The organism is Pseudomonas sp. HMSC063H08, from assembly GCF_001813645.1.
GTDB classification, from domain to species: domain Bacteria; phylum Pseudomonadota; class Gammaproteobacteria; order Pseudomonadales; family Pseudomonadaceae; genus Pseudomonas; species Pseudomonas aeruginosa.
Window position 1 is genome coordinate 1 of record NZ_KV813466.1, and the last position, 677, is coordinate 677.

Genomic DNA, 677 nt, shown 5'->3' on the forward strand with positions numbered 1-677 from the left:
GATGCGGCAGCAGAACAGCATGAGCGCCTGCTCAGCGAGGCTTGTGCCAAGGCCTTGAATCAGCGCGACGTCGCCCAGGCCAGGGTCGCGGAGCTGGAGCACGTCCTGCGGGTAGTGGTCAACGCTGCCGACCATGGCTCATGGCCGACCACGGTGATGCATGGCATCGAGAAGGTGCGTGAAGTTCTCGCAGGCTCAGCCCCGCCCGCCAAGGCTCAGCACAGCGTGCCTGATGGCTACCGCCTGATCCGCCTCGAACACTTCGCCGCCATCAAGGCGCAGCTCGATCCTGAGCAGGTCGATGCGTACCGGGGCCGGAACATCTACGACGAAGACAAGGTGTACGCGAACTGGAACAAATGCCGCTCGGCACTCGACGCGATAAAGGATGTGTTTCAGCAGATCGATTGGGACACCGAAAACGAGCTGGCCGAGATGCTCGCCGCCGGCTCCTCCCAAGCTAAGCCCAGCACCGACGACGGGCAGGGAGGCAGGCCATGAGTGACCCCAAGCTCAAGCCCTGCCCGCTCTGCAGCAGCACGAACATTCGAATGCTGGAACCCGAGCTGCTCGACACCGATGCCTGGAACTGTGCCATTGAATGCCAGGACTGCCAGGTTCACATCGGGCCGTCCTACTGCGAGCCAGACCCGGTAACAGCGAGGTATTCAGCACAG

2 pseudogenes are annotated in these 677 nt (G+C 62.6%); both read left to right on the top strand.

The features are described 5' to 3' along the window. Positions 1-501, top strand: a pseudogene (locus tag HMPREF2924_RS17890) (hypothetical protein); the annotation flags it as partial. Further along, positions 498-677, top strand: a pseudogene (locus tag HMPREF2924_RS36220) (hypothetical protein); the annotation flags it as partial. The pseudogenes HMPREF2924_RS17890 and HMPREF2924_RS36220, both read left to right, overlap by 4 nt.